The sequence below is a fragment of the Bacillus sp. T33-2 genome (genome assembly GCF_002860205.1).
In the GTDB taxonomy this organism is placed as follows: domain Bacteria; phylum Bacillota; class Bacilli; order Bacillales; family Cytobacillaceae; genus T33-2.
Map to the genome: position 1 here is coordinate 60,469 of NZ_PGVB01000010.1, position 24,046 is coordinate 84,514.

A 24,046-nucleotide genomic window follows, 5' to 3' on the forward strand; every position below is an offset into this window, starting at 1 on the left:
TCCCCTCCTAATCTTCAGACAGCCAGGACCTGAGCAGCTTGGCAAAGTCCTCCGGTTTATCCTTTGCCATTTTCTCCAGCTGTTTCTTTTTCAACGAACCTTCAGTTTCTACTTCCTCGTTTACATCAGGAACCTTGATCGATTCGACGGATTCTTCAAACACTATTTCTTCCTCTTCTTTATTCCTGCGTGAGCGGATAAACATAAATACCAGCACTGCAATAATTGCCAGCAGCACTCCGCCGACTGCGTAGATCCACCATGGCAGCCCTGTTTCCTGCTCGCCATCGAAGTTGATTTTTCCGTTAAATGGCTGTACCGAAACAGCAATTTTGTCCTGCACGGCCTGTTCAGTCAATTCACCGCCAACAGAATTTTTGTCGATTGTAGTCCGGACGACGGTCCCCAATATTCTGGTGATATCGTCAACCCGTTCCTGCGGCAGCGAATTCGGATCATCAGGGGTAGGTGGTTCAACCATCACCTGGATGCCAAGGTCACGGATTTTATACGGGCTTTCTGTTATTTCCCTTCGGATTCGGTTCACTTCATTATTGATTGTTTCTTCAACCCGTTCATAATCACCATTCGTTTCACCTGCTGCACCACCCTGGTAATTCGCGACTTCATTTTCCCCGGTGCCGCCGATGCCGCCCGGAGGGGCTCCATTGCCTGTGAACGTTTCAGTAATTCTTTGGGCACTGATCGCGATGCCCTCCATATTTTCCTCATCCACTGGCTCAACGAGGTTTTCTTCCCTGTTTTCCTGGGTAAAGTCAATATCGGCAGTGACGGAAACAACCACTTTATCATGTCCCATCAATGTTCCCAGCATATTTTGCACCTGGCGCTGGACATCTCTTTCGATTTGCTTTTTAATTTCATGCTGGGAGGCAAAGGACGTGCCTGTCTCATTTTGATTATTTTTCAAATCGAAATACTCAAAAAATTGGTTCATGATGACGATATTATCAGTAGGAAGGTTTGGAACGCTTTTTCCGACCAAATGGTACAAGGCCTTAATCTGTTCCTCTTTAAACTGGTAGCCTGGGCTTGTGTTCAAAACGATGGACGCTGAGGCTTGTTCCCCTGCGTCATTAACGAATATCCCTTTGTCTGGCAGAGTGATCATCACCTTGGCGTCATTCACCCCATCTATGCCTTTCATCAACTCAGCCAATTCAGTCTGCATCGCTTCCAGCTTCAATACTTTAAATTCATTATCCGTCATGCCAAGGCCGGCATTCTGGCTGAAAAACGAATAATCTATGCTCCCGGATTTTGGGATCCCTTCTGCTGCAAGCTCGACCTTCAAGGAATCGACAGCTTCTTCCGGAACCATGATCGTCTTGCCGCCATCAGTAATTTCCGATTGTACCCCTCTTGCATCAAGGCTTTCCTTTATGGTCCCGGTTTCAGCTGGTGATAAATTGCTGTACAACGGCACCATCGATGTCCTGCTCATAAAGTAAGCAACGGTCCCCGCTGCCAGGAACACAAGCAAAACAGACGCCCCCAGAGCCATCCGTTGCTTTCTGGTGCGTCTATTCCAGAAATCCCTTATGTTATGTAACTGCTTTTGAACCGTTTCTTTCATCATATTCCCCCGGTTATTATGTCTGTTTATTGGTAAGCAAATAACCGCCAATCATTTATTTTGACCAAATTACTATTAAACTTGCATTCGCATCATTTCCTGATAGGCTTCTATGACTTTATTTCTTATTTCAAGTGTAGCCTGCATGGAAATGCTGGCCTTTTGTGCTGTGATCATCACCTGGTGGAGGTCTACGTTTTCTCCACGGGCTAGCTTTTCAGTCATTTTGTCCGATTCTAATTGTGCATGATTTAATTTTTCAATTGATTGCTTCAGGACGGACGAAAAACTCTTTTGTGCTTCGTATGGTGTAGTTGAAGGGGCCGCACCTTTTACATTAAAAGGCTTTACAAGCTGGCCGACAGGATTAAAAGTCACATTATTCATTTATCGGTCTCCTTACTTTCCAATTTCAAGTGCCTTCATCAGCATGCCTTTAGAGGCGTTAAAGACAGTGACGTTTGCCTCGTAAGACCGCGTTGCGCTGACCAGGTCGACCATTTCCCTCAGCGGGTCCACATTGGGGTATGCGACATAGCCTTCCTGGTTGGCATCGGGATGCTCAGGGTCATAAACCATTTTGTATGGGGTCTCCCTATCCTCAACGATACGGGAAACTTTGACGCCGTCCCCTGCTGATCCAGTCCTTGAAGTGCCCATCGCTGTTTTAAGGAATGATGAGAACTGGCTGCCTTTAGGCTCCAACACGACCATTTTCCTTCGGTATGCCTCTCCGCCGGCCGCCCTTGTTGAATCGACATTCGCCATATTGGAGGAAATGACGTCCATCCTGAGACGTTGTGCTGTCAACGCAGAAGCGGTCGTATTCATACTATGAAAAACCGACATTACTATTTCCCACCTCTTATAACGGATTGCAGTGTCCCAAATTTACCGTTGATACGTTCAGTCAACGCGTTGTAATAGATTTGGTTTGTCGCAAGCTCCGACATTTCTTTATCAAGATCGACACTATTGCCATTATGGTTGTACTGAACGCCTATCCTTTCTGTGACAGCTGTGTTCAGTGATGAAGCTGCTTTAAAATCAAAATGCCTTGCATCAGTCCTGTGTGCGCTGAAAGGCTCGCTCATCGCCTGCTGGAAAGCTGCTTTAAAGCTAACATCGTTCGCTTTATAGTCGGGCGTATCGACATTGGCAATATTTTGAGAAATTGTCTTTTGTTTTAACGAAGCATAGTTGAGTGCATTTTCAAGCGTTGAAACAGTGCCGGAAAATAATTTCAATATTTACACCTCTCATAGGTCACATTTGCGAAAATTGTTGTTATATGGAGAATTTCGTAATCATATTCCTAATTGTAATGAATCTGAAATAATCTGTCTATGCACTTTATCGTAAATTTTATCAGGCAATATACTCATTTTCACAATTAGTTCTTAAGTTCTATTTTGATGATGGTGATTCATTCGGCTTACCCATTCTCTGACAATATTCGACTTTATTCCCATAATCCAACCTGTTTTTCTGAGTAAAAAGCAGCTTCTGTACATTAAGGGGAATAGGTAATTTATACTTTTTTTAAAACGTAGGATTTTATAAAAAAACAAATCGCGTTTAGGAATTTTCAATAAGGGCAGATAGCACTGTAATCTTACCGTTACATTTTTGACAAATTAACGACAAAAAACCCCGCCTGGCCAGCGGGGCTTTTTGTAAATTGAATGATTAGTTTGTCTTTAACTTTTCCAACTCGAGCAAAAACTTATCGTTTAATACTTTAATATAAGTACCCTTCATGCCAAGGGAACGGGATTCAATCACGCCAGCACTTTCAAGTTTGCGCAGCGCGTTAACAATGACTGAACGTGTAATGCCGACTCTGTCAGCGATTTTCGAAGCAACAAGCAGGCCTTCTTTGCCGTTTAGCTCTTCAAAGATATGCTCAATTGCTTCAAGCTCGCTGTATGATAATGAACTGATTGCCATCTGGACAACTGCTTTGCTGCGGGCTTCCTCCTCGATTTCTTCGGCCTTTTCGCGAAGAATCTCCATTCCCACAACAGTTGCCCCATATTCCCCTAGAATGAGGTCATCATCATGGAATTGCTCCTCAACACGGGCAAGGATCAATGTGCCTAAACGCTCTCCTCCGCCGATAATAGGAACAATTGTCGTCAAACCGTTGCGGAACAGATCCCTGTTTTCTACTGGAAACGCAGTATATGCACTTTCCACATCGAGGTTTGGAGAAGTTTCTTGAATATTGAACAGGTTTTTAGTATATTCCTCTGGAAACTGTCGGTCTTCCAGCATTTTTTTCATCCGCTCATTTTCTATTTGCTGATTGATCGCAAAGCCCAGCAGCTTTCCGCGGCGGCTGACAACAAATACATTCGCCTCAATTACTTCACTCAGCGTTTCCGACATTTCTTTAAAGTTGACAGGTTTTCCTGCTGCCTTTTGCAGCAATGCATTAATTTTTCTCGTTTTTGAAAGTAAGTCCATTATTTCTTCCTCCTATTGTGTGTAAAGCTTGATATTGTTTATATTAATGAATAATACCTGTTTTTCATTACTGGGACGTGCCGGCGAACAAAGGTAATCCAGTATTCGTGTACCCTTATGCTTCTTCATTAAAACGGCAACGCTTTATAATATAAATTGGCTTAAATCTTTGTTCCGCGAAATGGCTCCCAGCTTTTCCTCGACATATTGGGGAGTGATCACGACCTTTTCAAGGGTGATGTCCGGAGCTTCGAAGGACAAGTCTTCCAGCAGCTTCTCCAAAATGGTGTGCAGGCGCCTCGCCCCAATATTGTCTGTATTCTGATTGACCTCAAAAGCAACTTCTGCAATCTTACGTATAGCATCGTCTGAAAATTCAATTTGTATACCTTCTGTTTCCAATAATGCCTGGTATTGTTTAATCAGGGCATTATCCGGTTCAATCAAGATTCTGTAAAAATCTTCAACCGTTAATTTCGTCAATTCCACCCGGATTGGGAAACGGCCCTGCAGCTCAGGTATTAAATCAGACGGTTTTGCCATATGGAACGCACCGGCAGCAATGAACAAGATATGGTCCGTCTTAACCGGGCCATACTTCGTGACAACAGTCGATCCCTCAACGACCGGCAAAATATCCCTTTGAACACCTTCACGGGAAACATCCGCCGATGAACCGCCGTTGTTTTTGCTCGCAATTTTATCGATCTCATCAATAAAAATGATACCGGTTTGTTCAGCGCGATAGGCAGCCTCCTGGGTTACTTCATCCATGTCGATCAGTTTTTGGGCTTCCTCCGTTGTCAAAACCTTTCTGGCATCCCTTACAGGAAGCTTTCGCTTTTTCCTTTTCTTAGGCATGAAACTGCTCAAGGCATCCTGCATGTTCATGCCCATTTGCTCCATCCCTGATCCCTGCAGCATGTCGAACATGGACGGCTGCTGTTCTTCCACTTCGACTGTAATCATTTCTTCCTCAAGTTCACCCAATTCAAGCTTATGTTGAATGATTTTCCTTCTCTCGTGAAGATTGACATCCTCAGTTGAGTGGGTTTCCTGTTCAGGCTGGCCTGCCCCGCCAAACAGCATTTCAAGCGGATTTTTATAATTTGACGACTTTTTGGCTGAAGGAACGAGCAGTTCAATGAGGCGGCGGTTAGCATTCTCCTCGGCGCGCTCCTTCACATTCAGCATTTTTTCTTCTTTAACGAGGCGGGCTGATGTTTCGACGAGATCACGGACCATTGATTCAACATCGCGGCCCACATACCCGACTTCGGTGAATTTCGTTGCTTCAACCTTAACAAATGGTGCCCCCACGAGCTTTGCCATTCTTCTCGCGATTTCGGTCTTCCCTACCCCGGTGGGGCCGATCATCAGGATATTCTTTGGAATTACTTCATCCCTCAGGTTTTCAGATAGCAAACTTCTTCTATACCGGTTCCTCAGAGCAACTGCGACGGCTTTTTTAGCATCCTTTTGCCCGATGATATATTGGTCAAGCCGCTCAACAATTTGCCTTGGAGTCAAATTAGTTGTCTGTTTCAAGTCTCTCACTCCTCCCGCTACAGTTCTTCTACACTGATGTTTTCATTTGTATACACACAAATTTCAGCAGCGATCTCAAGCGCGGACCTTGCAATTTCCTTCGCATTCAAATGGTCGCCTGAATACTTTTTCAGGGCACGGCCGGCGGACAAGGCATAATTGCCTCCCGACCCAATTGCAAGAATTCCGTCATCAGGCTCAATCACTTCGCCTGTCCCTGAAATCAGCAGCATGTATTCTTCATTCATGACAATCAGCATGGCCTCAAGCCTTCTTAACACTTTATCGCTCCGCCATTGCTTCGCAAGCTCGACTGCGGCTCTTTGCAGATTGCCATTGTATTCTTCGAGCTTGCCTTCAAACATCTCAAACAATGTAAAAGCATCTGCGACCGAGCCGGCAAAGCCTGCTATTACCTTGCCATTAAAAAGCTTCCTTACTTTCCTGGCAGTATGTTTCATTACTACCGCGTTTCCAAATGTCACCTGGCCGTCTCCAGCCATGGCGGAACGGCCTTTGTGCTGAACCGCGAAGATTGTTGTCGCATGAAATTGTGACATCCCTGTTTTCCTCCTTTGGCCTATGCCCTGGGGTGATGGGACATATATGTTTTCCTTAAATACTCATTTGTGACATGTGTATACACCTGAGTTGAAGAAAGATCGGCATGCCCAAGCAGCTCCTGTACCGTCCTCAAATCTGCGCCGTTGCTCAACATATGGGTTGCAAAGGAATGTCTGAGCTTGTGGGGGTGGATTGTTCCAGTTAACGACGACTTTTCCACCAGCTTGTTCAAGACTTCACGGACGCCTCTGTCAGTAAGCCTCCCGCCGCGGAAATTGACAAACAGGAAACCGTGGTCCTGTTTCCCTTTTAATAGTTCGTTTCTGCCGTGATTTATGTAATCCTGCAATGCATCATCGGCAAAACTGCCAAAGGGTACGTACCTCTCTTTATTCCTTTTCCCATGTACAAGGACAGTTGATAGATGAAAGTCCAGATCTTTGAGCTCAACCTGGCAGCATTCACTCACCCTTATCCCGGTGCCGTACAGCAATTCAAGCAGCGCCCTGTTTCTTCTTCCCAGGGGGGTTTGTGGTTCACACGCATCGAAAAGAAGGGAAAGCTCCTCCTCATAAAAGAAATCGGGCAGCCTCTTTCCAGGCTTTTGGATCGACACGAGCGAAAAAGGATTGTCATCGACCAGTTTTTCCCGCAGCAAAAACTTATAAAAGCTCCGCATGCAGGAAATTTTTCTGGCAACATATTTTCGGGAAAGCTGCTGTTCATATAATTTCGTCAGGAAAATCCTTACATCTGAATACTGCACATCCTTTATGTCATGAATGGCCTGTTCAGACATGAACATAAAAAATTCACTAATATCACGTTGGTAATGTTCAACTGTATATTGTGAGTAATTTTTTTCAATTTGTAAATATTCGATAAATAACTTTAAAGAATTGTTTACATATCCTTCCATCAGCTCACCTCACAAGGCCTATTAAATAGTAACATAATTCATAGTGAGCCTGCAATAAAAGTTACAAATTTTTCACAAATTTCTGAATTGTTCCCAATGCCCGAGTAGCATGCTGTTCATTCCGTTCGGCTTTCGCCCTGATTTTTTGGGGCAGTTCAGGAAACAGCCCAAAATTTGCATTCATCGGCTGAAAATTATTTGGATTCGTAGTTGTAATATAGTGGGCCATGCTGCCCATTGCTGTTTCAGCCGGAAATTCCACAGGTGACTGCCCTGATACGAGACGAGCAGCATTTATCCCCGCGATCAAGCCGCTCGCTGCAGATTCAACGTAGCCTTCCACACCAGTCATTTGTCCGGCAAAGAAGAGGTCTTCCCTTTCCCTAAACTGATATGTTGCCTTTAGTACTTTAGGGGAGTTGATGAACGTATTCCGGTGCATGACGCCGTATCGGACAATCTCGGCATTTTCCAGGCCTGGTATGAGCCTGAGGACCTCTTTTTGCGGCCCCCATTTCAAATGGGTTTGGAACCCGACAATATTGTACAGTGTCCCCGCGGCGTCATCCTGGCGCAGCTGTACGACTGCAAACGGACGCTTGCCTGTTTTCGGATCCTCCAGCCCCACCGGCTTCATCGGGCCGAACAGCATCGTCTTTCTTCCACGCTGGGCCATGACCTCAATCGGCATGCACCCTTCAAAAAAGATCTCCTTCTCGAATTCTTTAAGTGGAACGGTTTCTGCAGCTATCAGTGCCTCATAAAAGCGATCAAACTCCTCTTCGGTCATCGGGCAGTTTAGATAGGCCGCTTCCCCTTTATCATATCTTGATTTTAAATAAACCTTGTCCATATCGATGCTGTCTTTTTCAATGATTGGTGCAGCAGCATCATAAAAATAAAGGTATTCTTCACCGGTCAGCTCCTTCAGGCTTTGTGACAGGCCCGGGCTTGTAAGCGGGCCGGTTGCAATGATGGTTGGACCTTGGGGGAGTTGTGTGATTTCTTCATTTATTACTGTAACATTGGGATGATTCTTGACGCGGTCCGTCACATTGGCTGCAAACTCATGACGGTCCACTGCGAGGGCGCCCCCGGCCGGAACCGCGCATTTATCGGCAGATGCTATGATCACCGAATCCAGCATCCTCATTTCTTCTTTTAATACCCCGACCGCATTTGTTAAATTATTGGCACGCAAAGAATTGCTGCATACAAGTTCAGCGAATTTATCAGTATGGTGGGCGGGAGTTTGTTTAACTGGCCGCATTTCATACAGCCTGACATTGATTCCGCGTTTTGCGAGCTGCCAGGCCGCTTCACTTCCTGCCAATCCTGCACCGACGACATTTACTGTTGTTTCCGTCATTTCAAATCCTCCAGTTGCTTCTATAAATATAAGCGATCCTGATGCACCGGCAAACTGATGCATACCACTTAAGAAACGTTAGAATAATCGGGTTATTTGCGACAATTATTTTACTATACCCTCATACTTGTCCATTTTGCACTTTACCCTACGAAAAGAAAAGAGAAAAGGTTTCAAATAAAATCAGCTTCCATTAAAACACATGAAAAGAGTGAGCAAAAGGCTCACTCTCAGCTTTGTGTCGCTTCCTTGTAATCACAGTTGGAACACTGTACCTGAACACCCTTCTTCAGCTTCTTCTCTACAAGATAGCTGTCGCATTTAGGGCAGTTACGGGGCAGCGGTTTATCCCAGGATAAAAATTCACATTCTGGAAATCGGTCGCAGCCATAGAAAATGCGGCGCTTTTTGCTTTTTCGTTCAATGATATTCCCTTCACCGCAATTCGGGCATTTAACGCCGATTTCTTTTACGATTGCCTTTGTATTGCGGCAGTCCGGAAAATTGCTGCAAGCCATGAATTTTCCATAACGGCCCATCTTGAATACCATTGGATTGCCGCACTGGTCGCAGTCCTCACCGGCAGGTTCATCCTTGATCTCCACTTCTTCCATCTCACGTTCTGCTCTTTCGAGATGTTTTTCAAAGTCGCGGTAAAATTCATCGATGATTTTCACCCAATTTACTTTGCCTTCTTCGACATCGTCAAGCCCCTGTTCCATTTTGGCGGTAAACTCGACATCAATGATATCCGGGAAGAAATCCACAACAAGCTCATGGATAATAATTCCCAGTTCAGTGGGAACAAAGCGCTTGTTATCAAGACTCACGTACCCCCGTTTTTGAATGGTGTCCAATGTGGGAGCAAATGTGGACGGTCTGCCGATGCCCAATTCTTCGAGTGTTCTTACAAGCCTGGCCTCCGTGTACCTCGGCGGTGGCTGTGTAAAATGCTGTTTAGGCTCGATGTCTTTTTTGATGACTTCGTCGCCTTCTTTTAAGTCAGGAAGAAGCCTGTCTTTCTCTTCTACCTGGTCATCAGTGCCTTCAACATACACCTTCATGAATCCCGGGAACTTTACTTTCGAACCTGTAGCCCGGAACAGTACATCGCCATTTTTCAGGTCAACGCTCATCGTATCCATGATGGCAGGGGCCATCTGGCTTGCCAAAAACCGTTCCCAGATCAGTTTGTACAGACGAAGCTGGTCCCTTGACAGATGCTCCTTCAGGCTGCCTGGATCTCGCATGACGCTTGTCGGCCTGATCGCTTCGTGGGCGTCCTGGGCGTTGGACTGTTTTTTCTCTTTTCTTGCTTCGGTTTGCAAATATTCCTTCCCGAACGCGCCCTCTATGAAATTCACGGCTTCTTTTTGGGCTACTTCGGAAATCCGGGTCGAATCAGTACGCATATAGGTGATCAAACCGACCGTTCCTTCTTTCCCAAGTTCAATGCCCTCGTACAGCTGCTGGGCGATCATCATCGTTTTCTTCGCACGAAAATTCAATTTCCGGGCAGCTTCCTGCTGCAGGGAAGAAGTTGTGAACGGCACTGCAGGATTCCGTTTTCTTTCTTTTTTACTGACAGACTCAACTGTGAATTTGTTTCCAGTTAACTGATTCAAAATATTCTGGACGTCCTGCTCGGACTTCAGCTCCAGCTTTTCAGAATCTACTCCAAAGAATGAAGCCTCAAAAGTGTCCTTGCCTTTCATGAACTCTGCGCCGATCGTCCAATATTCTTCCGGCTCGAACGCACTTATTTCCTTTTCCCTGTCAATGATCAGCCTTAAAGCCACGGATTGGACCCGTCCGGCACTTAAACCTTTTTTGACCTTTTTCCATAGAAGCGGACTGATATTATAGCCTACAAGCCGGTCCAAAACGCGCCGTGCCTGCTGGGCATCGACCAGATCCATATTGATTGGGCGCGGATGCTTAAACGATTCTTTTATCGCGTCTTTTGTAATTTCATTAAAGACGACCCGGCAATCGGAATGTGCATCCACGTCTAGGCTGTGTGCCAAATGCCAGGCGATCGCCTCACCTTCACGGTCAGGGTCGGCTGCCAGAAAAACTTTTTTTGCTTTTTTGGCGGCCGTCTTCAATTCTTTCAAAACTGGTCCCTTTCCGCGGATCGTAATATATTTAGGATCGTAGTTATGCTCTATATCTACTCCCATCTGGCTCCTCGGCAAATCACGGACGTGGCCCATGGAAGCTTTCACCTTATATTTTTTACCAAGATAACGTTCAATCGTTTTCGCCTTTGCCGGCGATTCAACGATAACTAAAAACTCTGACATCAATAGTCCTCCTTAGAGGGATTATAAAAATTAACACTTATTATTCTATACTATGTTATTAAATGTCAATTTCAAAAGACACAGAAATCGTTTTCAACGAATTCGCCCTTTTAAATTGTCCAGCTCCAGCGCCTAGGCGCTTCCGCAATTCTGAATACCTGATGCAAAATGTATAACAGAATCAAAATAATTTCAACCTTTTTGATGCAAATTTCTTGAAAACCGTTTAAAAAACTTGGAAAAAAGTAGTTTTTTTAAATTTTTTCTTACATTTTTAAAGGAATTCATCGAGGATATCCTGGGGTTGTTTTACCAGCTTTGCCCCCTGCTGGATAAGTTCGTGGACTCCTGCTGACCCAGAAGTCAAAATGCTTCCCGGGATGGCGAAAACCTCCCTGCCTTCGTTCAACGAATACTCTGCTGTAATGAGCGAACCGCTTTTTTGTTTTGCTTCAATTACAACTGTCCCCCTTGAAAGCCCGCTGATGATCCTGTTCCGAAGCGGGAATTGCCACCTCTCAGGCCTGGACCCAGGGGGGTACTCAGATAATAATAGATGGTGTTCCGCCATCCTTGACGCAAGCTCCTTATTTTCCTTTGGGTACAGATGGTTAAAGCCACCTGCAATGACACCGATTGTTTGCCCGCCAAGACGGATTGCCGTCCGATGGGCCTGTGTATCAATACCCTTTGCCAGGCCGCTCACGATGCAAAATCCTGTGCGCACCAGCTCTGGCAAAAGGAATTCGATTACAGCTTTTCCGTAAGCACTCGCATCTCTTGCCCCCACAACTGCAAGGCATAGCCGGGAATCAAGGAGTGACAGATTTCCTTTTGCAAATAGGACCCATGGCGGCTGGTATATTTCTTTTAGAAGCGGGGGATATTCCTTGTCAAAAAGTGTAATCATGCGGATTCCACTCTTTACATATTGGGAGGTTAATTTTTCAATTGGGATTGAAAGAAGGTCTGATTGAGGGATTGTTATCGGGGATTCATTTGTATGTGCGGAAAATTGCGGATTGGAACGATAAATATGTTTCAACTCCGGGTCTGATTTTAGTGCGTAATAGATGGTTTTCCAGCCCGCCCGTGGGCAATGTACAAGATGGACGAGTCTTTTTGTGAATTCATCCATGAAGAAGGCCTCCTAAAAGGGATTTTGTGGGGATCAATCTGCAGCTTTATTTAAAAATATGATGAAGAAACAGTCCCTCTTGTTTGTGAGGGACTGTAATAATTGGTCAGGTTTCATTAATTAATGAGTCTTGCATTTATCGTATAGTCCTTGTTCCTTCAGTACCTCAATCAATGTTTCGCCCATCACTGAAGGTGTTTCTGCCACTTTGATGCCGCATTCGTTCATCACGCGGATCTTTTCATCTGCAGTTCCTTTTCCGCCGGAAATGATCGCGCCTGCATGTCCCATCCGTTTTCCAGGAGGTGCAGTGCGGCCGCCAATGAACCCTACAACCGGTTTTGTCATGTTAGCCTTGACCCATTCTGCAGCCTCTTCTTCTGCTGTACCGCCGATTTCACCAATCATGATCACCGCATATGTTTCCGGGTCTTCATTAAAAGCTTTCAACACATCGATGAAGTTCGTTCCATTCACCGGGTCCCCACCAATACCAACTGCTGTTGTCTGGCCAATTCCAGCCTGTGTCAGCTGATGTACGGCTTCATATGTCAGTGTTCCGGAGCGGGATACAACACCTACATGGCCCTTCTTGTGGATATAGCCGGGCATGATGCCGATTTTGCACTCTTCCGGGGTGATGACCCCGGGACAGTTCGGGCCGACAAGACGGGTTTTCTTGCCTTCCATGTACCTTTTCACCTTCACCATGTCAAGCACAGGAATATGCTCAGTGATACAGATTACCAGGTCTAGCTCTGCATCAACTGCTTCCAAAATCGCATCTGCCGCAAAAGGAGCTGGAACGTAGATGACCGAAGCATTTGCCCCTGTTGCCTGCACTGCTTCGCGTACCGTATTGAATACCGGTACACCCTCAACCTCCTGGCCGCCTTTTCCAGGAGTTGTCCCGCCAACGATCTTGGTTCCGTATTCAAGCATTTGCTTCGTATGAAAAAGGGCGGTTGAACCGGTTATGCCCTGAACGATGACTTTCGTGTCTTTATTGATAAATACACTCACGTTAATTCCCCTTTCTCCCTATGCTACTAATGAAACGATTTTTTGTGCTCCGTCAGCCATTGACTCAGCTGCGATGATGTTTAACCCTGACTCATTAAGAATCTTCTTGCCCAGTTCGACGTTCGTTCCTTCAAGCCGGACAACAAGAGGCACCTCTAATCCTACCTGCTTCGCAGCTTCTACGACGCCTGTAGCAATTACATCGCACTTCATGATTCCGCCAAAGATATTAACGAAAATACCTTTAACTTTAGGGTCAGAAAGGATAATTTTGAAAGCTTCAGTTACTTTTTCAGCGGTCGCACCGCCCCCGACATCAAGGAAGTTTGCCGGCTCGCCGCCATAATGCTTGACGATATCCATCGTTGCCATTGCAAGGCCGGCCCCATTAACCATGCACCCTATGTTACCATCAAGGGCAATATAGCTTAAGTCGTACTTGGACGCTTCGATTTCCTTCGCATCCTCTTCATCCAGGTCGCGGAATTCAAGTACGTCTTTTTGGCGGTATAAAGCATTGGAATCAAAGTTCAGCTTCGCATCCAGCGCCATTACTTTACCGTCACCAGTCACAACAAGCGGGTTAATTTCAGCGATGGAGCAATCCTTTTCAATGTATGCCTTATACAAACCGAGCATAAACTTGGCAGCCTGCCCGACAAGCTCTGTTGGAATGTTGATATTGAAAGCAATCCGCCGTGCCTGGAACGCGGTGAGTCCGATGACAGGATCGATTTCTTCTTTAAATATTTTTTCTGGTGTCTCTTCCGCAACTTCCTCGATTTCGGTGCCGCCTTCTTCGGAGGCCATCAGCACTACTCTCGAAGTAGCACGGTCCAGAACAAGGCCGACATAATATTCTTTTTTGATATCGCAGCCTTCTTCAATCAGCAACCTCTTTACTTCTTTCCCTTCAGGGCCGGTTTGGTGAGTAACCAGGGTTTTCCCCAGTATTTCATTGGCATATGTACGGACTTCCTCAAGGTTTTTCGCAACCTTTACCCCTCCGGCTTTTCCCCGGCCGCCGGCATGGATTTGCGCTTTGACTACACACACCTGTGTGCCCAGTTCCTTTGCAGCTTCTACAGCTTCTTCGACTGAAAAAGCGACTTTTCCATTAGGTACAGTTACCCCGTATTTTCTGAGGATTTGTTTCCCTTGATACTCATGGATATTCATTTCCCATCCTCCTATTAATCTCTCAAAAAAAATAGACTGCGCTTTCATTTTATATAATAGGATATTGATTTGTCCACATATATGATGAAATATTTTGGCATTTAAAATATTCCGAAAAAATAATGGAAAGTAGCGTGCAACAGAAAAACACCGGGAAATATTAGGATTTCCCCGGCTGGTTTAAAAAAAATACTATTCTATTTTGGAAAACTTCGTCCATCTGCTTAGATTAACCATTGTGAAGGACAGATTTTCCTGTCCCTTCGGCGGTTTTGTCCTTCATATCTTTATGAAGGACTGTTTTTGCTTTCCTTTAGGACATTTTCTGTCCTTTATACCATTATTTAGGGCAGTTTCTCTCTCCGTCATGGAATTATGCGTAATATACCCAACAATTATGATTTTTTTTGTTGTTTATAGCTTTATTTGCTCGAATCACTTCTGTTTCCCCGCTGCACGGTCTGCCCGGTAGATAAAGGCAAACACCTCGGCAACGGCGCCATACAGCTCCTCAGGAATGCGCTCATTAATGTCCAGCTGGCTCAACACTTCAACGAGGGAAGGATCCTCCTGGATTGGCACGTCATTGGCCAATGCTTTTTCAATAATATTGTCTGCAACAATGCCCTTACCTTTGGCCAGCATCCTTGGGGCGTCCTGCCCTGAAGTGGATGGGTCATAACCAAGCGCTACGGCTTCTTTCCGCCTTTCGCCATCTCTTTTATTCATATCCTGATATCCACCCCGCTGTAATTTCCTGTGTTGTAAAATCCGTTCATTTTCTTTGTTGTGGAAGGGGACTTCGGATCTTGCTGTCTCCCGAAAGTGACCGATGAGAGAACATAGTTAAGGCTGGCAAGGCTTGTTTTCAACTCTCGCATATGCGCTCCGGCGATTGCCTTCAGGTTGTCTTCCCCGCTCACAATATGAATGTTCATCACCCTGTTTTGGATCTGCATATCCACAATCGTCTGTTTTAAATGCTCCAGGTCGAGATAAAACAATACCCGGCAATAATCAGGGTCAATTTTTCCATCCTTCTTTTTTTGGCCGCTCCATTGGATGGTCAGTTCGCCGACCCTGTCACGCAGTGGTAATGGAATTTGTACAATAAGCTGCTGGATCGGGCCAGCTTCCTGGGACAGAAGCTGAAACCCGGTGAGCTTATTCAACAGCTGTTCCGCTGCGTCCCTTACCGCCGGCGATAGCTGTTCACCAAGCAGGCGCAGCAGCTGTGGCTTAAGGCTGTCTGCGGCCAGCTCGGGCAGCTGAAGATCATTTTTGAAGCCGTCAACGAGACTGTGCTCATAGGACAATCCCAGCCTGGCAATAAACTCTTTCATGCTCGCTGGTGTCAACAACGGGCCCTCCGGCTTTGCCAATTGCACTTCGGCCTGCAAGCCGATCTGGCGGAGGAGATTCCGCTCATCCTCAGAAAGTGGTGACGCAGCTTTAGATGGTGCGTCTGCCACTTTTGCAGCAAGATCCCCCAGCGCCTGCATACGTGCATCGAGTTCAGACGCCGCTGGCCCCGAGCCGGCCAGTAATGAAACTGATGTATTCGGGACCGGCCGGTCGGCGACGGCCAGATTCAATAACGATTTTAAAAATTTTGCGGCTGCATCCGTTACAGGGATGGTTTTCACAACAAGTCCATCTTCAGCTGCCTTTCCCTGCATTATTGCAGCAGCGGCTTGAAGAGACTCCTCTGTAATTTGCAGCCCAGGCAATGCCCGGGTGTCCAGCAATGCCACTTGTTTAAGGGCTGACGGGATATCCCCATCCTTCAGGTGCATTAAAATCGAGCGGACATGACGCGTCTCGGGAGAAAAGTCTTTACTGACAAGCAATTGATCCAATAGCAGCGCAGTAAACCTAGCTTCACTCATGTTTTTGTCAACAATTCCAGAAGTCTTTAGAAGGCTGAAAGCAATCCGGGAATCGTGTCCATTGTCCTTCAGCCATTCTTTTGCCACTACCTCTGTAAGAGCCATTCCTGCATCAGATTTCACTGCTGGCACCATGTCCCTTAGCAAGCGTACTATCGGGTCTCTATTAATCCCGTCTGATTCAAGTGCAGCCATGAGGTTTTCCATGAGCATGGTCAGTGGTTCATTCTTTACTGCTGACAAAATAGCGGAAAATACCTGGTTTGTCATTGGAAGCCCGCCGCGAACCATCATTTTGACAGCTTCCAATGCCTTATCCGCCGGGCCTGCGGTTTTCAGCCAGTCAGAAACCATTTCAAGCGTTTCTTTTGTAATCGGCAGCTGTTCTTTTGTAAAGAAACGTATTAAATCGACATTTTCTTTTGATGCGGCCAAACCGAGCTCAGTAAGGAGTCCCGCAAATGGTTCACCTCGGGGATCCATGGAAATGGCTGAAATGACTTTCAAATGGATCTTTCCATTTCCCGGCTGGACCTGGAACCAGTACCTTTCGTTCGCTGACAAAGGTGTTTCCAGCTGTGCAAACACTTTTTGTGACCCGATCTGGACTTCAGCCATCTGGTCCGGATAAAGCCTGGTCACTTTTCCGTTAACCATTTGTCCGGGGCGGAATGCAGAAGTCTTGATAGGTAAACTCTGGGTTTGTTTTAATAAAGCCTCGATGGCACCGGATGTTCCCACGATATCACCCGCCTATTTTTATTGAATCCTTTACAGGGGCAAAAGTTTTCCGATGATAAGGAGTGGCACCGAACTGTTTAATGGCAGCCAGATGCTCGGCGGTTGCATACCCCATATTCCTCGAAAAGCCGTATTCAGGGTATTGAGGGCAGATTTCTTTGAGCATTCTGTCCCTGGTTACCTTTGCGATGATTGATGCAGCAGCTATGGATACGCTCCGTTCATCCCCCTTGATCAGGGCTTCTGTTGCATATGGAGTCACCAATTTTACAGCATCAACCAGTAAAAAATCAGGCTGGATGGCCAATGCAGCGACAGCTTCAAGCATTGCTTTCTTAGTTGCTTCGTAAATGTTGATCTCATCGATTTCTGCTGGAGAAACCATCCCGATGCCACTGGCCAGGGCTTGCTCTTTAATCAATGAAAAGAATTCATCCCTTTTTGCTTCCGAAAGTTTTTTTGAATCGTCTATTCCTGGCAGGAAGAAACCATCCGGCAGGATAACAGCTGCTGCAACGACCGGTCCGGCGATCGGGCCGCGCCCTACTTCATCTACCCCGGCAATCAATTGAAAGCCTTCTGCCCTTAACCGTTTTTCAAACTCATTCATCCTGGCAAATTTATCGTAAAGCTTTTTTTCCTGTTCCTGCTTTTTGAGCCATTTTTCGACCAGCAGCTTTACGCCTTTGCGGTCATCTTTTTTCAACCTTTTTATGAATTTTTGGCCTGCATCAGGATTGGAAAAAAGCTTTTGTTCTATTTCTTCGATCGTCAGTTTCTTCATATTAAAACTCCTGAATAGTTCTTATACTATGTATCGGCATATACACCAAAAAATAAAGGCCCTGGAAAAGGGCCTTCACTCTCCATCTATTTCGGTTTCTTCTGTTTTGTCCAGGTCTTCCGGACGTTCCAGCGACAACGGTCCAAGCTTTTCAGCCCTTAATTCCCTGATGACCAATTCGGCAACTTTGTCATAATCGACATCGCCGCCTGCCATCTTGGCGCCTCTCGTTTCACCGATTTTATCAAACAACGCGACAATTTCTTGCGGAATCTCTTCAAGCCTGTACCGTTCTTTTAATCTTTCAGGATAGCGGTGCTCCAAAAAACGGAGGGCGTACACAGCAACATCCTGGAGATTAAGGATGGTATCTTTGATGGCGCCCGTCACTGCGAGTTTATAGCCGACTTCCTGGTCTTCGAATTTTGGCCACAGTATCCCGGGGGTATCGAGAAGCTCAAGTTCTTTTCCTACCTTGATCCATTGCTGGGCTTTAGTCACTCCGGGTGTATTGCCTGTTTTCGCTATATTTTTCCCTGCAAGCCGGTTGATCAGTGTGGATTTCCCTGCATTGGGAATCCCCACAATCATGGCGCGGATCGCCCTTGGTTTAATGCCCTTTGCCCGCATCCGGTCAAACTTTTCTTTCAGCACTGTTTTAGCCTCGCTGACAATATGCTTCATCCCGATTCCGGCCTGGGAGTTTATCGCGATTGCAACAATGCCTTGCTCGCGAAAAAACCGGATCCATTCATCAGTTACTGCTTTATCAGCCATATCGGCCTTATTCAGGAGGACCATCCGCGGTTTTTGATGGATGATCTCGTCAATCATCGGATTCCTGGATGAATAAGGAATCCTGGCATCAACGAGTTCAAAAATAATATCAACTAACTTAAGTTTTTCCGTGACCTCCCTGCGGGCCTTTGCCATATGGCCCGGAAACCATTGGATTGTCAAAGCTGTACAACTCCTTTTCGGGGCAACACTAATCGACCTTGCGGACTTCCTGGATCGGCCAGTACACATAACTGGTTCTGCCCAATACCTCATCTATCTGTATCGTGCCGATGTGCCTGCTGTCCTTGCTGAAGCGGCGGTTGTCTCCCATAACAAATAACTGCCCTTGCGGAACAGTGTCCCTCCCGATTTTCTCTTCAAGCGTGAAGGGATCTGTCAGAGGGCCGTCAATCACCTGTTTTTTATATTCTTCCAAGTATGGTTCCTCATATGCTTTTCCGTTTACATAAAGCGTATCGTTTTTATATTCAATTGAGTCCCCCGGAAGTCCGATGACTCGTTTTATGTAATCCTTATTTTCTGGAGCATGAAATACAATGATATCAAACCTGTTGGGTTCACCAATTTTATAGCTCAGCTTGTTTACAATCATTCTGTCCTGGTCCTTCAATGTCGGCATCATCGATAAACCATCGACAACTATTGGGGCAAACAAAAAGTATCTGATTACAGCCGCCAATAATACAGCTATAGCCAGCGCTTTGGTCCATTCCCATAACTCGTTTTTCTTCTCCGCCATTCTTTCCCCACCATTCTCAAGTCAAATAATACGTATCAGTACATAGCTTTATTTTACATAAGTTGGCCATGATAAACACGATGGGTGCCATTTTTTAATAATAAATTCATAAACAGGAAGATTTCTAAAAAATCATTATGAAAAAGGAGCTTGTCAGACAAGCTCCTCTCACTTCTACTATTAACGGATTTCTTTAATACGAGCTTTTTTACCGCGTAGGTTACGCAGGTAGTAAAGTTTCGCACGGCGGACTTTACCGCGGCGGATTACTTCAAGCTTCGCAATTTTTGGTGTGTGAACAGGGAATGTACGCTCAACGCCTACACCATAAGAAACTTTACGTACTGTAAAAGTTTCGCTGATTCCACCACCACGACGCTTAATTACAACACCTTCATAAATCTGAACACGCTCACGGGTTCCCTCGATAACTTTAACGTGTACACGTACAGTATCACCGGGACGGAACGCTGGAAGATCAGAACGAAGTTGTTCTTTTGTAATTTCTTGGATTAAACTTTGCATCGTTTTCAACTCCTCCCACAAATGCTCTTGCAAAAATAACATATGCAGCGGAACATCGTTATCAACGACATCAGACTAAACAGTCCTAAGTCACAAAAAGTATCATACCATAATTCAGGCCTCACTGCAACACTATTCATGCTGTTTTGCGATTTCCCGAAGCCACTTTTGCTGTTCATCAGTAAGCTCGGCATCCTCCAGTAAATCAGGGCGCCGGACGAACGTCCTCCTCAAAGTTTCTTTCATCCTCCACTCCTCGATTAACCGGTGATTGCCCGACAAAAGGACGTCCGGAACCGTCATCCCCCGGAAATCGGCGGGCCTTGTATAATGAGGGTGCTCCAGAAGTCCCGTACTGAATGAATCCTGGATATGCGACTCCTCGCTGCCGAGGACGCCAGGCAGCAGGCGGACGACACTGTCAATTACAACCATCGCCCCAAGCTCCCCGCCTGTCAAAACGTAATCGCCAATTGAAATTTCGTCGGTAATCAAGTATTTCCTGATTCGCTCATCATAGCCTTCGTAGTGGCCGCAAATGAAAATTAGGTGATCCTCCCGTGCAAGTTCCTCTGCTTTTTGCTGCGTATAGCGCTCTCCCTGGGGGCAAAGCAGGATGATCCTCGGTGATTTGCCTGCCGCTTTCTCCTGGAGATCTGCAACCGCATCAAATATCGGCTGCGGCTTCAGCACCATCCCGGCCCCGCCTCCGTACGGATAATCGTCGACCGTTTTATGTTTGTTGTCCGCATATTCGCGGAAATTGACGAGGTTGTATTCAACCGCTTTTTTCTCCGCGGCTTTATTTAAGATCGAGTGGCCGAATACCCCGGCAAACATCTCAGGAAAAATGGATAATACATCGATTTTCATCATGGCAAGAGCCCTTCCATTGGGTCTATCACGATTACTTTCTCGTTTACGTCGACTTTCTTGACTACATCTTCAATGTAGGGAATTAAAATTTCTTTCCCTGCTTCATTTTTTACTACCCATACATCATTGGCACCCGGGGTCAAAATTTCAGTAACCTTGCCGACTTCGGTTCCGTCGATTGTCTTAACGAAGCAGCCAATGATCTGGTGGAAATAAAACTCGTCCTCTTCAAGCTCACCTTGCTGGCTCTCTGTAATTTTCAGAATACCGCCCTTCATTTTTTCCACTTGATTGACGTTGTCATATCCTTCAAACGTCAACAGGTTAAATGATTTATGGGTGCGGTGGCTATTTACGGTCAGCTCCAATGGTTCATCTGAACCTGGCATGAATAAATACAATGTGTTGCCTGGCTGATAGCGTTCATCTGCAAAGTCCGTCCGGGAAATCACCCGGACTTCCCCTCTTATGCCATGCGTATTCACTATTTTACCGACATTAAACCATTTTTCCATGTATTCTCACCTCTCGCGAATTTCTGCGACGATGCCGTCTTTAACGATAATTGTTTTGCCCGCCAGAAATGAATCCCAGCGGTCACCCTCCTGAAGTTCAACGATCGCTTGCACCTCAGTGTCTTTAATTTCACTGCCAATAGGCAGAATATGTAATTGCTGTATTTGAAAATCAAGCAGCTTTATTTTTTCATGGTGCTCGAGTATTTCATTTTCGAATTTTTTTCGTATATTCTCTGGCTGATACATTTTCGATTTTTCAAGCTTTTTTAGCTCGAATTTCAGCTGCTCCGTCTCTTTTTTCAGCTGCAGCTGTCTTGATTGAAATTTATTAAGGATCTCAGTCTTGCTCGATTCGGTAAGCACTTGTTTTACTACAACAGTTTGCAGTACCCTCACAACCGTTCCTCCCAAACATTTGCATCTTTTTTAACTTGCTCGATGTGTGTCCATGGTAGTCGTTTTAGGGGCTTAAAATAGAAAAAAAGGAGGGTTTCCCCTCCGTCATTTCTTTACCGCAAGCTTAACTGCCGCAGCCCATTTGCCCCTGCATTCTATCTGGAAAGCCTGGGGCAAATGGATTTAGGCATACATTAAGCTTTTATTTATTCTACAATTTCAAGGAATAGCTTCTTTTGTTGTGATGATCCTGCTGCATAGACTACAGTCCTTATCGCCTTAGCAACGCGCCCCTGCTTCCCGATCACCTTGCCCATATCAGTTTTGTTGACAGAAAGCTGGTAGGTCATGCGGTGATCCTCTTCGTTTACGTTCACATGAACATCTTCTGGAAAATCAACCAGGGGCTTTACGATCGTCTGAATTAATTCCTTCATGGCGTCCACTATTACTTGCCGTTTTTAACGTTGTGGAATTTTTCCATGATGCCTTGGTTTGAGAATAGGTTGCGTACAGTGTCAGATGGCTTTGCGCCATTTTGCAGCCATTTAAGAGCAAGCTCTTCATTGATGTCGACTACAGCTGGCTCGGCAACCGGGTTGTAAGTTCCAACTGTTTCGATGAAACGTCCGTCACGAGGAGAACGGGAATCTGCCACTACAATACGATAGAAAGGAGTTTTTTTAGCTCCCATACGCTTTAAACGAATTTTTACTGCCATTTTAAATAAGCACCTCCGAATAGTTTCACACAAGATAAAATAATATCAAATTGGTTATTGGTTGTAAAGGTTTTTTTCTTTACAGACTTAATTTTTTATTAAAAAGGATTGAACGGCAGTTTGAAGCCGCCTTTTTTCTTGCCTTTTGGCCCTCTTGGGTTCATGCCGGCCATTTGTTTCATCATTTTCTTCATTTCTTCAAACTGCTTCAGCAAGCGGTTTACCTCAGGCACACTTGTCCCGCTGCCTTTGGCAATCCGTTTCCTTCTGCTTGCATTGATCGTTTCAGGATGTATTTTTTCATCCTTTGTCATCGATTGGATGATCGCCTCAACATGCGCAATTTGCTTCTCGTCGATCTGGAGGTTGTTCAGTCCTTTGATCTTGTTCGCCCCAGGCATCATTTTCAATAGCTCGTCCAACGGTCCCATATTCCGCACCTGGCCGAGCTGGTCCAGAAAATCGTCCAGCGTGAACGACGCAGTCCGCATTTTTTTCTCAAGCTCTTTTGCTTTTTCGGCATCGACATTCTCCTGGGCTTTTTCAATGAGCGTCAACACGTCGCCCATGCCAAGAATCCGGGACGCCATCCGTTCAGGATGGAAAGCCTCCAATGCATCCAGCTTTTCACCGAGACCGACAAACTTGATCGGTGTATTGGTGACAGCACGGATGGAAAGCGCAGCACCGCCGCGGGTGTCGCCGTCAAGCTTGGTCAGTACTACCCCAGTTAAGCCCATCTGTTCATTGAAGCTCTGGGCAACATTCACTGCATCCTGCCCGGTCATCGCATCAACAACCAGGAAAATCTCATCTGGTTTTGAAAGTTCCTTAATCTCCTTCAGCTCATCCATGAGCTTTTCATCGACATGAAGCCGTCCGGCTGTGTCGATGAGCACGTAATCATGATGCTCTTCCTTCGCCTTGGCAATCGCCTGTCTGGCAATTTCCACCGGGCTGACCTGGTCACCCAGTGAAAAAACAGGCATGCTCAGTTGTTTCCCAAGCGTCTCAAGCTGTTTTATCGCCGCAGGGCGGTATATATCTGCAGCCACCAGAAGAGGCTTGCGATTATATTTTTTGCGAAGGAGATTTGCTAGCTTGCCGGTTGTCGTCGTTTTCCCGGCACCCTGCAGCCCGACCATCATGATCACAGTCGGCGGACGGTTTGCAGCGGTGATCTTGCTTTGCTCCCCACCCATCAGTTCGGTCAATTCTTCTTTTACAATCTTGATGACCTGCTGGCCTGGAGTCAGGCTTTTCATTACTTCCTGCCCGACAGACCGTTCACTGACTTTTTTTACAAAATCTTTTACAACTTTAAAGTTAACGTCCGCTTCCAGTAATGCAATTCGGACTTCGCGCATCATTTCTTTTACATCCGCTTCGGAAACTTTGCCTTTTCCGCGGATTTTTTGCATCGTATTTTGCAGTCGGCCGGCCAATCCTTCAAATGCCATCCATGCCGCCTCCTAATCTAGGTTACCAAGCTCCGAAAGCATGTCATCCAGGGCCTGATTTGATGAATCTTCATTAAGCAGTTCTTTCATTCTCGCAATTATTTTGCTGCGTTCCTGGAATTTTTGGAGCAGAAGCAGTTTTTCCTCATATTCTTCGAGCATTGCTTCCGTTCTTTTGATATTGTCGTATACCGCCTGCCGACTAACATCATATTCTTCGGCAATCTCTCCGAGGGAATAATCGTCGAGGTAGTAAAGAGACATATAGCTTCTCTGTTTAGGAGTCAGCAATGCCTGATAAAAATCATAAAGGTAATTCATCCTTGTTGTTTTTTCAAGCATTATTAAAACACCCCTTGTTAAGTGAAAAGCCTTTACAAAGACAGTTTACACGGTTGAGCCCGACATGTCAAGAGGAATGCCTTTACAATAACGGATTCCAGCTCATTGGACCAGGGACTGCAGGGAATCGAACATAAGCCGA

General features: G+C 45.6%; 26 protein-coding genes. All 26 read right to left on the bottom strand.

Features of this window, described 5'->3' with window-relative positions; genetic code table 11:
• Positions 1–7 precede the first annotated feature (7 nt).
• A complete protein-coding gene (gene fliF, locus CVD19_RS07240; RefSeq protein WP_101581184.1) occupies positions 8–1,597 on the bottom strand; it encodes a flagellar basal-body MS-ring/collar protein FliF in 1,590 nt (529 codons plus the stop codon).
• 75 nt (positions 1,598–1,672) lie between these two features.
• Positions 1,673–1,984 carry a flagellar hook-basal body complex protein FliE gene (fliE, locus tag CVD19_RS07245; protein ID WP_101581185.1) on the bottom strand — a complete coding sequence of 104 codons (312 nt, stop codon included), beginning with the start codon at positions 1,982–1,984 and terminating at the stop codon, positions 1,673–1,675.
• Positions 1,985–1,996: 12 nt separating this feature from the next.
• The gene (flgC, locus tag CVD19_RS07250) at positions 1,997–2,446 is read right to left on the bottom strand and encodes a flagellar basal body rod protein FlgC (protein WP_101581186.1); all 450 of its coding nucleotides are present in this window, start codon (positions 2,444–2,446) and stop codon (positions 1,997–1,999) included.
• Positions 2,447–2,448: 2 nt separating this feature from the next.
• The gene (flgB, locus tag CVD19_RS07255; RefSeq protein WP_101581187.1) at positions 2,449–2,844 is read right to left on the bottom strand and encodes a flagellar basal body rod protein FlgB; all 396 of its coding nucleotides are present in this window, start codon (positions 2,842–2,844) and stop codon (positions 2,449–2,451) included.
• Positions 2,845–3,286: 442 nt separating this feature from the next.
• The gene (gene codY, locus CVD19_RS07260; RefSeq protein ID WP_101581188.1) at positions 3,287–4,066 is read right to left on the bottom strand and encodes a GTP-sensing pleiotropic transcriptional regulator CodY; all 780 of its coding nucleotides are present in this window, start codon (positions 4,064–4,066) and stop codon (positions 3,287–3,289) included.
• A gap of 144 nt (positions 4,067–4,210) precedes the next feature.
• Positions 4,211–5,614 (bottom strand): HslU--HslV peptidase ATPase subunit, encoded by a 1,404-nt coding sequence (gene hslU, locus CVD19_RS07265; RefSeq protein ID WP_101581189.1) that lies wholly within the window; start codon positions 5,612–5,614, stop codon positions 4,211–4,213.
• 17 nt (positions 5,615–5,631) lie between these two features.
• Complete coding sequence (hslV, locus tag CVD19_RS07270; RefSeq protein WP_101581190.1) at positions 5,632–6,174, bottom strand: ATP-dependent protease subunit HslV; 543 nt, start codon at positions 6,172–6,174, stop codon at positions 5,632–5,634.
• 20 nt (positions 6,175–6,194) lie between these two features.
• Positions 6,195–7,097 carry a tyrosine recombinase XerC gene (gene xerC / locus CVD19_RS07275; protein ID WP_101581191.1) on the bottom strand — a complete coding sequence of 301 codons (903 nt, stop codon included), beginning with the start codon at positions 7,095–7,097 and terminating at the stop codon, positions 6,195–6,197.
• A gap of 61 nt (positions 7,098–7,158) precedes the next feature.
• Positions 7,159–8,466, bottom strand: a complete 1,308-nt coding sequence (gene trmFO, locus CVD19_RS07280; protein WP_101581192.1) for an FADH(2)-oxidizing methylenetetrahydrofolate--tRNA-(uracil(54)-C(5))-methyltransferase TrmFO — start codon at positions 8,464–8,466, stop codon at positions 7,159–7,161.
• 230 nt (positions 8,467–8,696) lie between these two features.
• Positions 8,697–10,772, bottom strand: coding sequence for a type I DNA topoisomerase (gene topA / locus CVD19_RS07285; RefSeq protein WP_101581193.1), 2,076 nt, complete (start codon positions 10,770–10,772; stop codon positions 8,697–8,699).
• A 274-nt stretch (positions 10,773–11,046) separates the two neighbouring features.
• Entirely contained in the window at positions 11,047–11,910 is an 864-nt protein-coding gene (gene dprA, locus CVD19_RS07290) for a DNA-processing protein DprA (protein WP_101581194.1), read from the bottom strand.
• A 120-nt stretch (positions 11,911–12,030) separates the two neighbouring features.
• Entirely contained in the window at positions 12,031–12,933 is a 903-nt protein-coding gene (gene sucD, locus CVD19_RS07295; protein WP_101581195.1) for a succinate--CoA ligase subunit alpha, read from the bottom strand.
• A gap of 18 nt (positions 12,934–12,951) precedes the next feature.
• Positions 12,952–14,112 carry an ADP-forming succinate--CoA ligase subunit beta gene (gene sucC, locus CVD19_RS07300; RefSeq protein ID WP_101581196.1) on the bottom strand — a complete coding sequence of 387 codons (1,161 nt, stop codon included), beginning with the start codon at positions 14,110–14,112 and terminating at the stop codon, positions 12,952–12,954.
• A 435-nt stretch (positions 14,113–14,547) separates the two neighbouring features.
• A complete protein-coding gene (locus tag CVD19_RS07305) occupies positions 14,548–14,841 on the bottom strand; it encodes an EscU/YscU/HrcU family type III secretion system export apparatus switch protein (RefSeq protein WP_101581197.1) in 294 nt (97 codons plus the stop codon).
• A complete protein-coding gene (locus CVD19_RS07310) occupies positions 14,838–16,742 on the bottom strand; it encodes a hypothetical protein (RefSeq protein ID WP_101581198.1) in 1,905 nt (634 codons plus the stop codon). The genes CVD19_RS07305 and CVD19_RS07310 overlap by 4 nt, the downstream gene beginning before the upstream one ends.
• Positions 16,743–16,746: 4 nt before the next feature.
• Positions 16,747–17,526, bottom strand: a complete 780-nt coding sequence (locus CVD19_RS07315) for a ribonuclease HII (RefSeq protein WP_101581199.1) — start codon at positions 17,524–17,526, stop codon at positions 16,747–16,749.
• Between the two features lie 75 nt (positions 17,527–17,601).
• Positions 17,602–18,486, bottom strand: coding sequence for a ribosome biogenesis GTPase YlqF (ylqF, locus tag CVD19_RS07320; RefSeq protein WP_101581200.1), 885 nt, complete (start codon positions 18,484–18,486; stop codon positions 17,602–17,604).
• Between the two features lie 28 nt (positions 18,487–18,514).
• Positions 18,515–19,066 carry a signal peptidase I gene (gene lepB / locus CVD19_RS07325; RefSeq protein ID WP_101581201.1) on the bottom strand — a complete coding sequence of 184 codons (552 nt, stop codon included), beginning with the start codon at positions 19,064–19,066 and terminating at the stop codon, positions 18,515–18,517.
• A 180-nt stretch (positions 19,067–19,246) separates the two neighbouring features.
• Positions 19,247–19,591 (bottom strand): 50S ribosomal protein L19, encoded by a 345-nt coding sequence (rplS, locus tag CVD19_RS07330; RefSeq protein WP_101581202.1) that lies wholly within the window; start codon positions 19,589–19,591, stop codon positions 19,247–19,249.
• A 132-nt stretch (positions 19,592–19,723) separates the two neighbouring features.
• Entirely contained in the window at positions 19,724–20,467 is a 744-nt protein-coding gene (trmD, locus tag CVD19_RS07335) for a tRNA (guanosine(37)-N1)-methyltransferase TrmD (protein WP_101581203.1), read from the bottom strand.
• Positions 20,464–20,982, bottom strand: coding sequence for a ribosome maturation factor RimM (gene rimM, locus CVD19_RS07340; protein ID WP_101581204.1), 519 nt, complete (start codon positions 20,980–20,982; stop codon positions 20,464–20,466). Before rimM ends, trmD begins: the two co-directional genes overlap by 4 nt.
• A 6-nt stretch (positions 20,983–20,988) precedes the next feature.
• Positions 20,989–21,381 (bottom strand): YlqD family protein, encoded by a 393-nt coding sequence (locus CVD19_RS07345; protein WP_101581205.1) that lies wholly within the window; start codon positions 21,379–21,381, stop codon positions 20,989–20,991.
• Between the two features lie 206 nt (positions 21,382–21,587).
• Positions 21,588–21,818 (bottom strand): KH domain-containing protein, encoded by a 231-nt coding sequence (locus CVD19_RS07350; RefSeq protein WP_101581206.1) that lies wholly within the window; start codon positions 21,816–21,818, stop codon positions 21,588–21,590.
• A gap of 11 nt (positions 21,819–21,829) precedes the next feature.
• Positions 21,830–22,102 carry a 30S ribosomal protein S16 gene (gene rpsP, locus CVD19_RS07355; RefSeq protein WP_101581207.1) on the bottom strand — a complete coding sequence of 91 codons (273 nt, stop codon included), beginning with the start codon at positions 22,100–22,102 and terminating at the stop codon, positions 21,830–21,832.
• A gap of 98 nt (positions 22,103–22,200) precedes the next feature.
• Positions 22,201–23,562: a signal recognition particle protein gene (ffh, locus tag CVD19_RS07360; protein ID WP_101581208.1), complete on the bottom strand. Its 1,362-nt coding sequence runs from the start codon at positions 23,560–23,562 to the stop codon at positions 22,201–22,203.
• Between the two features lie 12 nt (positions 23,563–23,574).
• Positions 23,575–23,904, bottom strand: coding sequence for a putative DNA-binding protein (locus CVD19_RS07365; protein WP_101581209.1), 330 nt, complete (start codon positions 23,902–23,904; stop codon positions 23,575–23,577).
• Between the last annotated feature and the right edge of the window lie 142 nt (positions 23,905–24,046).